This window comes from Paenibacillus sp. PK3_47 (genome assembly GCF_023520895.1).
Taxonomy (GTDB): domain Bacteria; phylum Bacillota; class Bacilli; order Paenibacillales; family Paenibacillaceae; genus Paenibacillus_AQ.
In genome coordinates, this window is the sequence record NZ_CP026029.1 from 5,268,848 (window position 1) to 5,281,358 (window position 12,511).

14 protein-coding genes and 1 tRNA gene are annotated in these 12,511 nt (G+C 50.3%); 9 read left to right on the forward strand and 6 right to left on the reverse strand.

Features of this window, described 5'->3' with window-relative positions:
* Window positions 1-322: 322 nt before the first annotated feature.
* Window positions 323-1,441: a YkvI family membrane protein gene (locus C2I18_RS22810; protein ID WP_249898012.1), complete on the reverse strand. Its 1,119-nt coding sequence runs from the start codon at window positions 1,439-1,441 to the stop codon at window positions 323-325.
* Window positions 1,442-1,625: 184 nt separating this feature from the next.
* Here C2I18_RS22810 and C2I18_RS22815 point away from each other — a divergent pair, with 184 nt between their 5' ends.
* The 3 genes from C2I18_RS22815 (at window position 1,626) to C2I18_RS22825 (ending at window position 2,941) form a co-directional block, all read left to right on the forward strand.
* A complete protein-coding gene (locus C2I18_RS22815) occupies window positions 1,626-2,198 on the forward strand; it encodes a xanthine phosphoribosyltransferase (RefSeq protein ID WP_249898013.1) in 573 nt (190 codons plus the stop codon).
* Window positions 2,199-2,302: 104 nt separating this feature from the next.
* Window positions 2,303-2,620 (forward strand): hypothetical protein, encoded by a 318-nt coding sequence (locus C2I18_RS22820; protein ID WP_249898014.1) that lies wholly within the window; start codon window positions 2,303-2,305, stop codon window positions 2,618-2,620.
* A 108-nt stretch (window positions 2,621-2,728) separates the two neighbouring features.
* The gene (locus C2I18_RS22825) at window positions 2,729-2,941 is read left to right on the forward strand and encodes a hypothetical protein (protein WP_249898015.1); all 213 of its coding nucleotides are present in this window, start codon (window positions 2,729-2,731) and stop codon (window positions 2,939-2,941) included.
* 115 nt (window positions 2,942-3,056) lie between these two features.
* On the opposite strand, the gene C2I18_RS22830 is transcribed toward C2I18_RS22825, so the two are convergent.
* Window positions 3,057-3,512, reverse strand: coding sequence for a YhjD family protein (locus C2I18_RS22830; protein ID WP_249898016.1), 456 nt, complete (start codon window positions 3,510-3,512; stop codon window positions 3,057-3,059).
* A gap of 179 nt (window positions 3,513-3,691) precedes the next feature.
* Between C2I18_RS22830 and C2I18_RS22835 the strand changes: the two genes are divergently transcribed.
* Window positions 3,692-3,775, forward strand: a tRNA-Leu gene (locus C2I18_RS22835).
* Window positions 3,776-4,670: 895 nt separating this feature from the next.
* On the forward strand, window positions 4,671-5,576 hold the full coding sequence (locus tag C2I18_RS22840; protein ID WP_249898017.1) for a GNAT family N-acetyltransferase: 906 nt from the start codon (window positions 4,671-4,673) through the stop codon (window positions 5,574-5,576).
* Window positions 5,577-5,740: 164 nt separating this feature from the next.
* Here the strand turns inward: C2I18_RS22840 and C2I18_RS22845 are convergent, their stop codons facing one another.
* Window positions 5,741-6,889, reverse strand: a complete 1,149-nt coding sequence (locus C2I18_RS22845) for a DUF2812 domain-containing protein (RefSeq protein WP_249898018.1) — start codon at window positions 6,887-6,889, stop codon at window positions 5,741-5,743.
* A complete protein-coding gene (locus tag C2I18_RS22850; protein ID WP_249898019.1) occupies window positions 6,886-7,245 on the reverse strand; it encodes a PadR family transcriptional regulator in 360 nt (119 codons plus the stop codon). Before C2I18_RS22850 ends, C2I18_RS22845 begins: the two co-directional genes overlap by 4 nt.
* A gap of 229 nt (window positions 7,246-7,474) precedes the next feature.
* Between C2I18_RS22850 and C2I18_RS22855 the strand changes: the two genes are divergently transcribed.
* Window positions 7,475-7,699: a hypothetical protein gene (locus C2I18_RS22855; RefSeq protein ID WP_249898020.1), complete on the forward strand. Its 225-nt coding sequence runs from the start codon at window positions 7,475-7,477 to the stop codon at window positions 7,697-7,699.
* Window positions 7,700-7,832: 133 nt separating this feature from the next.
* Here C2I18_RS22855 and C2I18_RS22860 read toward each other — a convergent pair whose 3' ends face one another.
* The gene (locus tag C2I18_RS22860; RefSeq protein WP_249898021.1) at window positions 7,833-8,681 is read right to left on the reverse strand and encodes a YihY/virulence factor BrkB family protein; all 849 of its coding nucleotides are present in this window, start codon (window positions 8,679-8,681) and stop codon (window positions 7,833-7,835) included.
* A gap of 186 nt (window positions 8,682-8,867) precedes the next feature.
* Between C2I18_RS22860 and C2I18_RS22865 the strand changes: the two genes are divergently transcribed.
* Complete coding sequence (locus C2I18_RS22865) at window positions 8,868-9,800, forward strand: hypothetical protein (RefSeq protein ID WP_249898022.1); 933 nt, start codon at window positions 8,868-8,870, stop codon at window positions 9,798-9,800.
* On the opposite strand, the gene C2I18_RS22870 is transcribed toward C2I18_RS22865, so the two are convergent.
* Window positions 9,797-10,654, reverse strand: coding sequence for an SDR family NAD(P)-dependent oxidoreductase (locus C2I18_RS22870; protein WP_249898023.1), 858 nt, complete (start codon window positions 10,652-10,654; stop codon window positions 9,797-9,799). The genes C2I18_RS22865 and C2I18_RS22870 overlap by 4 nt on opposite strands.
* Window positions 10,655-10,865: 211 nt before the next feature.
* On the opposite strand from C2I18_RS22870, the gene C2I18_RS22875 reads away from it, so the two are divergent.
* Together C2I18_RS22875 and C2I18_RS22880 are read left to right on the forward strand one after the other, a co-directional pair.
* The gene (locus C2I18_RS22875) at window positions 10,866-11,315 is read left to right on the forward strand and encodes a MerR family transcriptional regulator (protein ID WP_249898024.1); all 450 of its coding nucleotides are present in this window, start codon (window positions 10,866-10,868) and stop codon (window positions 11,313-11,315) included.
* 80 nt (window positions 11,316-11,395) lie between these two features.
* The gene (locus C2I18_RS22880; protein ID WP_249898025.1) at window positions 11,396-12,499 is read left to right on the forward strand and encodes a glycerol dehydrogenase; all 1,104 of its coding nucleotides are present in this window, start codon (window positions 11,396-11,398) and stop codon (window positions 12,497-12,499) included.
* Window positions 12,500-12,511 lie beyond the last annotated feature (12 nt).

Here is a 12,511-nt window from a genome sequence, read left to right on the forward strand (position 1 = left end):
ACGATATTACGATGCCAGCGGGAAAAACTCCAGTTAATCATGCCGGATTCGTTCCGGGAGAACAGTCTGAGCACTTTTAGCTGGAGAAATTCCAACTGATGGCCGTAAATTATGAAAAATGCTGAAATTAGCTGGAGAAAATCCAACTAAAATGTGCAGCAGCGGCAGTTCTAATGGACTATGTGGTTTATGCGGTTTATGCGGACTGGCTGATCGAGATCCTCTATAATAGAAGATTGCTGAATGATATCTTTAAGACGTGCCTAATGATGCCTCTGATCTTTGTTCCAACTATGCCTAGAAGGCCGTTCTCTACCTGCCATCATTTCCGCGTCACCCGGATATCCGGCTTCACCGCCACAATGGTGACTCCTTTACTGCCCTTTCCGGAGGTGGAATCGGAAGGCGGCGGTGTTATCGGTGCCCGCAGCAGGGTCACAACCCAGACGAGGGACAAGGCGCCGAATATCGGATAAAAAATCGCGAGCAGCGAGCTGAAGCCGAACTGGCTGAACAGGAAGCAGACGAGCATCAGCAGTGGTGTCACCAGAGCGGGGGCGATCGGCAGGCGCTGCTGAAGCTGAACACCTACGCCATAGATATTGGCCACAAAGGTGCTGAAGATTTCCAGGAAGATCAGCATGAGATAGATGATCTGTACGATGGCTCCGAGCCGGAACGCAATAGTGCCCATAGGGATTTCATACTGCAGGATTCCCGGCATCTGTGAGCTCATGGCAAAATGCGCCGCAAGCAGCATAAATCCGATGCCGGCACCGCCGAGAATACCGCCGCGGACGAGCGACTTCTCATCCTCGGTGTGGCAGGCGAGCGGAACGAGCACAGCCTGGGCCATCCCCAGGTTAAAGGCAGTGTAGAGCAGCGGCGACATCCATGCGCCGAACACACTCCGCCCGGTATCCAGGAACAAAAACCTTTCCGCCCCCGGTACGCCCAGTGTATTAAAGATTATAATCAGCGAGAGCGTAAGCATGAGCGGCACGACCAGACTGTTGATCTGCAATATCCCGGAAATTCCGCGTTTCAGCAAAAAGTAGGAGCCGGTAACCGTCAGCAGCAGCCCGACCTGAAACGGCAGACCCAGATGCTCCTGAAAAATAGCCCCGGCCCCGGCCAGCATAATGCTGTTGACTCCGACCAGGATGACCAGGGTAAAAAGGCTGATGCTGCTGCCGATCTTTTCGCCGAACAGGTGGCGGTTAAAGTCCTCGTAGGAATCCGCTCCGACACGGCGGGCCAGCACCATCATTTTGGTACCCAGCCAGATGAACAGCGCTGTCGAGAGCAAAATGGTAAGCACCGCCCAATGCCCGTACCTGGTGAAGAAGCGGAGAATCTCCTGGCCGGTGGCGAATCCGGCACCTACAATGGTTCCAATATAAGTAAAGGCGATTTGCAATGTGCGGACATGGGATTTCATGAGTCCCCTCCTTATGTGCGGTGAACAAAAAATAACCGGCCCTGCAGGATTGCCTTGTGCAGTCTGTATAGTACAGGTTATGATGGGGAGCAGAAGGACATGACTTCCGGCTTGGTCAAAGCTTGGAGTTATTGTTGCCAGAGAGTAGCAGCTGGAATTATTAAGGTAATGGAGGTTCTTAGTCATGGAAGTATTAAAACAGCGGATTTTACAGGAAGGGGTCGTCATTTCGGATCAGGTGCTGAAGCTGGACGGGCTGCTTAATCATCAGGTTGATCCCGTGCTGACGATGGAAATGGGACGGGAGTTTGCCGGGAGATTTGCGGACGCCGGAGTAACGCGGGTAGTTACTGTGGAATCCTCGGGTATTGCCGTGGCATTTGCCACCGCTTATGAAATGAAGGTGCCGCTGGTCTTTGCCCGCCGCAAAAAAACGCTGCTGGCAGATCCGGATGCCTTGTGCGAGAGAGTCCCTTCGTTTACCAAAGGTATCGTTACGGACATCATGCTGTCCCGCCAATATATCTCCTCTGACGATAAAATTCTTTTTATCGATGATATTATCGCCAACGGGGATGCAGCCCGCGGACTGATCAAAATCATTCAGCGCTCCGGCGCTGAGCTGGTAGGTCTGGGCGTTGTTGTCGAGAAAAGCTTCCAGGCTGGCGCCCGTACGATCAGAGAACAAGGCATCCGGCTGGAATCGCTGGTCAAAATAGAGTCGCTTAGTGAGGGTACGGTTGTTTTTGGAGAGTAACCGGTGACAATTATAGGAACACTGCCTATTTTTTTAACAACTTCTTTTCACCCCATTACTTTTCCTTTATAATAGGGTTTAGACATAGGAGAGGAGGCGTCACAATGGGGAAAGAACCGGTGACAGAGCAATTTTTTATTGATAAATTAGCCGAGGCCAAGGATCATTTCGAGCGTGCGCTGGATTGCAAACATACGGAGTTCGACGATCTGTATCCCTATATGATAGAACATCCTCAGTTTTTCTGGTACAAAAGATATGTAGCCTGGTCTGAGCTTTTGACAATTACAAGCTTGTGCCAAGAACTGGATTTCGACTGGAAGCAGAAGTTCTCTGAACATCAGGTGGAATATCTGGAAGAACGTGTGATGTCCGCTAAAGTTCTTGATTTCTGGTTTGAGAAGAACGAAGCACTGATATAGCAGCTTTATAAGATATACAGAACTGACAGTTCAGTAAGAAATCAGGGCCCAAATGGATCTCATTTGGGTCTTTTTTATGGCAGAACGGCAGAAAGGGGAGGAATTCATATGATAAGTGATGAACAGCTGGATGCCTACCGGATTTCCGGGGAGAGAATACGGGTGGTGCGCGACGCGCTGCCGAGCAATGATATAAGAGGGATCGTGCTGGCTTGGGACGAGTCCCAGGTAATGATCCGCAGACCCAACAAGCATGTTGTGAAGCTGGACCGCAATTATCTGTTCCAGCCTGTTAAAGAGCCCAGACCGGACAATATTTAGAATTTTGTAAGCTCCTGACCGTTGTCATGTCAGAATAGAATATTCTCTGCAATGCAAGACAGCCCCCACCCGGTGTTACCGGGCAGGGGCTGTCTTGCTGTTGTACGGGTAAATCCTAAATGGACAGAGCCATCTGTTCTACAGAGGGGTTCTGCGGAAGAACGCTTAACTCCGGATTCAAGCCAAGATAAGCACGCATCCGCAGCATCATCTCATTCCGGAAACCGGGCCAGAGGATATTCATCTCGCCGACGTATCCCCGGCACGTATACTGGGCTTCGACTCCGCGCTGATCCTGGCGGATGGTCGTAACCTTCAAAGAGTGAGCAGCCAGCTCACGGGTTACCTCCTGCAGCATCAGGGAAGTCTTCTTCGTTGCGCTGGAGACCAGCTCCATATAGAGCTGCGGAGTCTTAAACAGACCGCTCTTACCGATTACCCGGCAATCGCGTTCAAAAACTTTATGGATAAACGTTAGCAGCAGATAGCTTCTGACAAGGGACAATTCGTCTTTGGTTATATCTTCAGGAAGAGTTGGTGTATTTAGGGTAGTTCTCTTGGTAGTCGCCATTATAAATCACCTCATTTATATTATGCGAACTTTTGTTCTTATTATACCTCTTTTCCGTAAATAAAAGCAATATTTAACCAAAAAATTATGTAATTAAATGAAAATAAAAAAATGTTGACTCCAGATTCCTGGCATGGTAAGATCTATCTTGTGGCCGCGAGAGCGAGTCATTGAAATATGCGGTCGTGGCGGAATTGGCAGACGCGCACGGTTCAGGTCCGTGTGGTAGCAATACCGTGGAGGTTCGAGTCCTCTCGACCGCATCATGTTTTACAATGAACAGGTGGTTAAATTGCATTCAGTGCAATTCAACCACCTGTTTTTTATTGTGGCTTTAGCCCATAGGCGTGAAAGGCGTGAAAGATAAATCTATAAGTCCACCTCTTATGTGTGTGGAGGGTACCTCCGTAATAACTGCGGGCACAGTAGCTCCCTTCTTACGGCTCAATGTACTCGGTTTTTCGCATATAATTAGCAACATTTCCTTTGTAATGGCTCAATGTACTCGGTTTTTCGCATATAATTAGCAACATTCCCTTTGTAATGGCTCAATGTACCCGGTTTTTCGCATACAATTAGCAACATTCCCTTTGTAATGGCTCACTGTACTCGGTTTTTCGCATACAATTAGCAACCTTCCCTTCGTAATAGCTAAATGTACTCAGTTTTTCACGTGCAATGAGTTCGATTCCTCAGTAAGAGGATAAAAGGGCGAGGGTGAGAAGTCTACAAGCACAAGCGCCAACCGTGGACAAGCGGGTGTAAGAGTGTAAAAAGAATACGCGATCCATTAGCAGCAACGGGAGTAATAAGTAAGTAACACGTTTAACGGTCAGGTGAGAGTGACAAAAACATTTGGGGCAGGCTGGCGTCATTAGGCACGATATGGCAACATTGGGGATTCTATCAGATAATCCCCCGTTAGACGGGGGCTGGTTCCGGCTATTTTTTTGACAACGCTAATGCACTGCACAGGTGTCCAAGACAGTCCAGTCTCCACGCCGTCAGACTTCCACAACCGCAGGGCGGTAGCAACTAGCTCAGCTGCACCGGCTGTAGTCCGCAGGCTGCTTTCCCTGGTAAAATGATACAGTAGCTGCTGCGGGGTATATTTCTTTGCGGACAGTACAACAACTTTTTTGGCGGGAGTTGATATTGATGATAATTAAAGCGCTGGAAGTTAGCCGGGAAGAAGAGTTTCTGGCTTTTTGCCGGAAGCACCGGGATCAGCTGGATGACTCTTTTCTAAGTGAAGAGGAGCTTGAACGATTTAAGGCTGATGCGGACAATCCCACATACATAGCAGTAAATTCAGACGGAGAGCTGGCGGGTGCCGCCTCGCTGATGCTTAATGATTACAGCCGCAGAGGGCGGAAGGCGCGCCTGAGAATTCTGTATGCGGAACCGGAGGCTGCCGGCGTATACCAGGAGCTGCTGCAGGCTGTTCTGCTGCACGCTGACGGGATGGACAAGCTGAATATTTTTGTTCCAACATTAAATACGGAACTGGCAGGCAAGCTGGCTGGTGCCGGATTTGAAGTAGAACGTTATTCTTTTTTGCTGGTAAGAGGAGGGCAGGAGGTTCCTGAGTTTGTTTTGCCCGGAGGGTATGAGATCAGACCTTTTAAACGGGGAGTTGATGAAGCGTCCTGGTGTGAGGTCAGAAATGCGGGGTTTGCCAAACTCAAGGGCAGTGAAACTCCGGTGACGCCGGAAATGGTGGAGAATATGACTGCCGGAGCAGACTCTATTGAGGGCGGAATGCTCCTGCTGTATCATGGCAGCCGGGCAGTGGGGGTTGTTCGCGGCTCTGCTGATGAATATAAGGATAGGCCGCTAATGAACATTGGGCCGCTCGCGCTATTGCCGGAGTATCAGGGGAAAGGGCTGGGGAGAATTTTGCTGAGAGCCGCACTCCATACCGCCAGAGACAACGGTTACGGCGGAACCATATTATGTGTCAATGCGGAGAACGACCGGGCCAAAGCGCTGTACATCAGCGAAGGCTTCAACGAGGTGGAGGCGGCCGCCTGCTATCGATATGTTGTGCCCGGAGCAGTATAGTTAATCATCCCGGATATAAAATCGGTGCAGGCCTGATGAAGGCAGCACCGATTTTTGCATATACATACTTCTTTTGCACATACCTACTTAATTGGGGGACATACGGTCAACTGTATAAATGTATTTTTACATCAAATGTTTAAGAGACAGAGCAGTGCGGATTCTCAGCTCTTCTTTAGCCTTCTGTAATAAAGCCAGGTTCTGCCTGTGAATGAGCCGAAGGCGAGAATACTGATGAACAGCAGCAGCGTGTTCCACATCCCGAATGTGGTGAACCCTTCTTTTACAATACGTTCCACGAATGCGCTCAGATTGTAGGTATAGAGCAGCAGCATCGGGAGGAACAGCAGCGTATAGCTGAGGGCAATTTTACGTGCATGCTTCAACAGATGGAGCTTGTCGCTGTACAGCTGGGTCTGCGCTTCCCCTTCCGCAGATTCGCGGCGCCAGATCGTCCACTTCTGCAGAGAGGAAGGAGAGCTGTAAGCTTTTGTCCACCCGGCTGAGGTGTGCAGTTCAACAGAGCCTTCATCGGCCACAATCTGATAGTCTGCATGATAGTTCATCCTCCGGGGACTGCCTTTGCTGAAAAAGAACAGCGTTCCCCAGCGCCCGACCTTGTACAGGTTCCAGCCCTGCCGTTCTTTATCCTCCAGCCATTTCTCCAATTTGTCGGGAGAGTACATCCAGCCCAGCTTGAGCCTGACACTCTGTGGTCCGGAAGGTTCCCTGACTGCCGCCTTGTCCCTGTAGATCTGCTGCTCCGGAAGCAGGGTTTTATTGACGGTTCTGATTTTATGAATGGAATAGACCGCCAGTATAAACAGTGCTATTCCCAGAACTGCTGCGGCAAAGGTGATCCACCACATCGGACTTTTCTCTATCTGAAGTGTGGCGCTCCGGAACAGTGAAAGAGAGATAATAATGAGCGGCAGCACAGCGATGGCTGATAAATAAATCATAGTCCCCATAAAGAAATAAGAAATCATCCGGTTGCGCCTGATTATACCCTTTCGGGAAGGATAGGCGTTAATCCGTCCGGGTTCACGTTCATTCCGGAGGACGCTCCATCTGCCCCCCTGCAGGTCTATAGTCCAGCCTTCTGCTGCCAAGAAAGAAGCCAATGAGCTGTTACCTGAAGAATCGTAGCTGATTTGATAAGTGGCAGAGACTGAATTGTCCTTCCGGAAAGAAAACCGCCGCAGCTTCGTGTTCCAGCTATCCAGCCGCCAGCCTTCCCCTGCCATAGACGCCAGCCATGCTTCTGTTCCCGGCAGATCATAGCTCCAGAAGGGCTTTATTACTGTCTTCATAAAAAATCCTCCTCAAACGTGACAGCGTTGCGGTGCAGTTCCTTTAAGCGGGTGATTTCAACGCTCATCACTTTTTTTCCAAGTGCGGATATTTCATATAATGTCTTTCTGTCCTCATCGGCAAATACGGTGATCAGGCCGTCCTTGTTCATTTTGGTCAGTGTTCCATATACGGTTCCGGAGCCCAGCCTTATTCTTCCTCCAGACAGCTCTTCCACATGCTTGATGATGCCGTATCCGTGCCGTGGTCCGGTTAGCGACAGGAGGATGTAAAAAGCGGTTTCAGTCATGGGCACGTATTTTTTGAGCGCTTTTTCAATTGAAGACACAGTGATCACCTGTTTCGTTATGTTCATTTACTGTAATTTTCCAAATACTATGTCACGCTGTGACTATATCACGTTGCGACATATTATGCAAGCAGGGCTGGACGTTGTATGATGTTATACACGGCTGATTCCCGCAAAAGACGGCAATTGTGCACGGCTCTGATTAAACTTCTTCGCCTGTATGGACAAACGAACAGTCGGCATTTCAACGCGCACGTATAATAACCTAAGTCCAACACAGAGGAGTTGAAAAAGTATGTCATCTTTTTGTCCGAACTGTCCTGACCAAACGATTGTGGATCCGCCGCAAACCGTTTATGAAAACTACTACCATCCCCAGCACGTTCAAGTCATCCACCCGGTAGAAATCATCAGACAGCATCACTGTGTTCCGGTCTATCACCACTGCGTCACATACACGGTCAAGGATAAAATGTGTACCGTTTCCGGTCTGAAGAAAAAGTCCCGCAAAAGAAAATAGATCACCCTGCAGGTGTGAGGGCTTGTACCTTGTGAAGCGGAGCTGTACAGCTGTACGACAAAAAAAGCGGAAGGGTTGGAGGCACTGCTGTGCCCCGGTTCCTTCCGCTTTTGTTTTTGGTTATTCGGGAATTTTAATCCGGTTCCTTGTCGACCCTCCTGCGGTCCAGCAGAATCGCATTGATTTCCCCGCCGGCCAGAAGAATCATGGAACTGATATACAGCCAGATCAGCAGAATCATGACACCTCCAAGGCTGCCGTAGGTTTTGGTGAAATCGCTGAATTGATTGACATAAATAGAGAATAGGACGGAGGTGGCAATCCAGCCGATGGTTGAAAAGAAAGCGCCCGGTATAACCTCCCTGAGTGCCAGCCGCCGGCTGGGGGCAATCCAGTAGAGCAAGGTGAACACCAGGAACAGCACCAGCAGCGGTACGGCATACTGCAGCAGATCCCACAGCTTTTGAAATCCGTAGGGGAGATCGAACAGCTGGAACACCTGTGCCTTCAGCCAGCCGCCAAGGACCAGCAGCAGAATGCTGAGCAGGATGACAAAACCGATGATCAGGGTAGCGAGGAAGGCGATCCCGCGTATTTTCCAGAATTCTCTGCTCTCATCAATTTCGTAGGCGCGGTTGAGACCTTTAATGATCGCATTGATGCCTTTGGAGGCCGCCCACAGCGTACCGAGCATCCCGAAGGATAACAAAGCTTCGTTCCGCCCCTGCGCCACATCCTGCAGAATTTCTTCAATCAGGGACACGGCTTCCAAAGGCATAACCTGCTCCAGATCCTTGATCTTGTCCTCCAGTGAGATGTTGGCATATCCGATAAGCGTCATTAGGAAGATTAAGAACGGAAACAGGGAGAGGATCAGATAATAGGTCAGCTGTGCACTGACACCCTGTACATCGTCAAGCTGGATTTTACGGTAGAGCTGCTTCCCAAAGCTGAAGAGTCCCGGTGATGTTCGCTTGTTCATAATTCCCTCCTCTGCACGCTGTTTACCCTATGATATGCATGTACATATTTTTAATATTAACATAAGGGGGGAATTTCCAAACATAGGGGTGTAAGATTGTGACATTTTATATATGCGGGAACAGGTGTTCTGGTTGTATGCTGTATGTAGTTTATATTGAATAATTTTGCAGGAAGGATGATGGTAATGAAATTGACCGCCGGGGAGTTTCAGGAGATCAGACAATGGCTGTACCGCAATGCCCGTCCTTTGGAGCTGGCGAGATGGAATTATCATTTTGAACAGGGAGACGCTGCTGCAGTGCTGGAAGCACTGTCTGCATATCAGAATGAAGACGGCGGATTCGGACATGCGCTGGAGGCAGATTCGTGGAACCCGAACTCGACACCGCTAACCACCGCTACAGCGGTTGAGAGGTTATTGGAGATTCACTGGAACGGTAACGGTCATCCTGTTGTTCAGGGAATTCTGAACTATTTGGATAGCGGTGCGGATATGGAAAATAACAGTTGGGCTAATGTCGTTGCCAGCAACACTAACTATCCTCATGCACCCTGGTGGAACATGGCTTCAGACAGCACCTCCCGCAGTACGTTCAATCCGACCGCCATTCTGAGCGGATTTCTGCTTAAATTTGCCGAAAGGGATAGTAGTCTTTTTGAACGCGGGCTTAGCATTGCCAAGGAGATGCAATCGTTATTTTTGCAGAATCCGGCGATTGAAATGCATCCGCTCATATGTGTGCTTACACTGCTGGATTGTATTGCCGAGGCACAGCTGTGCGGAGAATTTAATTACGGGCAGCTGAAGGATGCAGCCAAGAAGCAGATTACAGTGCTGCTTGAGCGGAATGCCGGAGACTGGAGCGGGTACAGCTGCCGTCCTTCTGCGTTTATCAAATCGCCTGACAGTCTGGGCTATGAGGATAACGCCGCCCTGCTCCAGAGAGAGCTGGATTATTTACTGGAAATCAGAAATCCCCAGGGCATCTGGAATTTAACCTGGAGCTGGGGCAGCTATGAGAAGGAGTTTGCGATCAGCGAGCATTGGTGGAAGAGCCATATTGCCATTGAGAATCTGCTGCTGCTGCAGTCCTTTGGAAGACTGGACAGAATTTAAGCGCTGTAGCGGGCTGCTGCATATTCCTGCTCATAGATGGCATGAACTGTATCCAGGACCTCCCGGCTATGGGCAGTGAATTTCAGCACTGAAATCTGGTCTTTAATCAAAAAGACGCCTGAGTCCCGGCTGTGGCGCCCCAATGCGGCGTTATAGAGAAGTCCGGCTCCGCGGCTGGGATGCGGGAAGAAGTGTTTCATTATGAACTTCATGTAGAAGGGCAACCCGGAAGGTTTCCCGCTCCGGAGTGTATTGTTGCCTCCAGGATCTGCGCTGCGGATCATGATGCCTTCCCGGGCCAGCCGGGGAGCAATTTCATGGGTCCATAGCGAGAGCGCCATTTTGGAAGCGGCATAAGGCCCGAACAGCTTTTTGAATGCGGCAGGGCGCTCGAGATGGGCCGGGTTAAACTGCTTCAGCGTCAGAACGGCATTCGATGAGGTGTTAATAACGGTTTTCAGCTGCCCGTTCATTAGCAGTTCCTTCAGCTCCATAGTGATGATATACGGTACTACAGTCTGCAGCTCATAATGCATCTCCCGCCCCTGAGGTGATAGCTTAAGCTCGGGAAAGCTGCCTCCGGCGTTGTTGAACAGCAGATCGATGGTCTGTTCCTTAGCTTTGATATCCTGCAGCGCGCTCCGCAGGTCTGCGAAGTCAGAAAGGTCAGCCCTGTAGATCCGCAGCAGCTGCTGGTTCACTGCTTCGGTGAGCTGGGGGTCTTCCGCAGGAAAGGATGAGCGGATCAGGGCGATAATCTGCCAGCCTTCTGCAAGCAGCCTGCGGGTGAGCTCAAGGCCGATCCCGTTGTTCGCTCCGGTGATAAGTGCAGTTCCGCGTTGTTGTAGGGTCATTATAACTACTCCTTTATGGATGGATGATTACCGGTACCAGCTTGCTGCATGGCTGCTGTCTGCCGGTCAGTGAAGCCATTCTATAACCTGGAGCCGGCTCCAAGTCAAGCACAGAGATCCATAATAAATCCGCTGACTGTTCAGTTTCTCTGCCCATTGACTTGGAGTCAACTCCAAGTGCTACAATGGTGGCCTAAGGAGATGAGCGTGCATGAAGGAGTTAAAGATAAAAGAAGGGTATTCCATCAAAGAGACTTCGGAGCTGACGGGAATGTCTGAGGATACGATCCGTTATTATGAGAAGATCGGCCTGCTGCCCCGCGCACAGCGTAAACAGAACAGCCACCGGATCTACAGCAATGAGAATATTGAAACGATGAGACTTATGATCTGTCTCAAAAAAACAGGAATGTCCCTGGATGAGATGCGGCCGTTTCTTAATATCTCCCTGAATTCTGATCTGGCACAATATCCGGAGCTGTACGAGAAAATCCAGAGCCACAAACAGAATATCCTGGAGCAGATTGCTTCCCTGCAGCAAATTGTTGATTTTATTGACACAAAGGTTGGTCTGATCGGCAGGGACAATCAAGCTTGCGGACTGTCAGGTGACAGGAAGCGGATGCCCGCCCGGAGCCCGAGGGCTGATGAAATGCCTTAATTTTGAATTCGGGCTTTTTTTACAGCCAGGTACGGCGTTCTTCCTTAGAATAAGTACTATTAATAAAGGGAGGAATGATCATGACGCAAATTACCCGTTCTCCGCTAAAGTACATTCAGGGTTCAGGTGAGCTGTACAGGCTAGGCGCATATTGCAGGCAGATAGGGGCAACGAGTGCGTGCGCAGTAGTGGACCCTTATATTCTGTCTCATTATGGAGACGGTATCGCCCGCAGCTTCCACGAGGCAGATTTGCCGCTGGTGCAGCTTGAGTTCAAGGGCGAATGCAGCCTGAAGCAGGTGGAAGAGATTGCAGCGGGGCTGGATCCGGATGCCACAGTCATCATTGTTGGAATAGGCGGCGGCAAAACGCTGGATACTGCCAAAGCAGTCAGTCACATTGCCAATCTGCCGGTGATCATTGTACCTACGGCCGCATCTACGGATGCGCCGTGCAGTGCTATATCTGTGCTGCACACAGAAGAAGGAGAGCTGGACCAGTATCTCCAATTGCGGCGCAGTCCGGACATCGTGGTTGCTGATGTGGAGATCATTGCCAAAGCGCCGCCAAGGCTGCTGGCTGCAGGAATGGGGGATGCATTATCCACCTATTATGAAGCCCGGGCCTGCCGTAAGTCCGGGGCCATCACGAATGCGGGAGGTACCGGCTCCATTGCCGCCTTTGCGCTGGCCCGTGCATGTCTGGATACACTGCTCGCAGAGGGCGCAGAGGCCATGAAAGATGTACGGCAAGGCGTAGTATCTCCTGCAGTGGCCCATATTGTTGAAACGAATATTTACCTCAGCGGCACCGGTTTTGAGAGCGGAGGGCTGGCTGCGGCCCATGGGATCCATAACGGGCTGTCGGTGCTTGAAGAATGCCGGCACATGCTGCACGGGGAGAAGGTTGCTTTTGCCACACTCGTCCAGCTGATGCTTGAACAGGCACCGGAGGATGAAATCAGCGGAGTCATTACTTTTTGCCGGTCGGTGGGATTGCCGGTAACGCTGTGGGAAGTGGGGATTGCAGAGCCTCAGGAAGACAGGCTCAGGCTTGCTGCAGTGGCCAGCTGTTCGGCTGATAGTCCGATCTTTAATATGCCTTTCCCTGTTAGCCCGGAACAGGTGCTGGAGGCGATTATAGCCGCTGACCGGCGGGGCCGGGAGTCTAATAAAGACTGTTAATAATTACGTGAC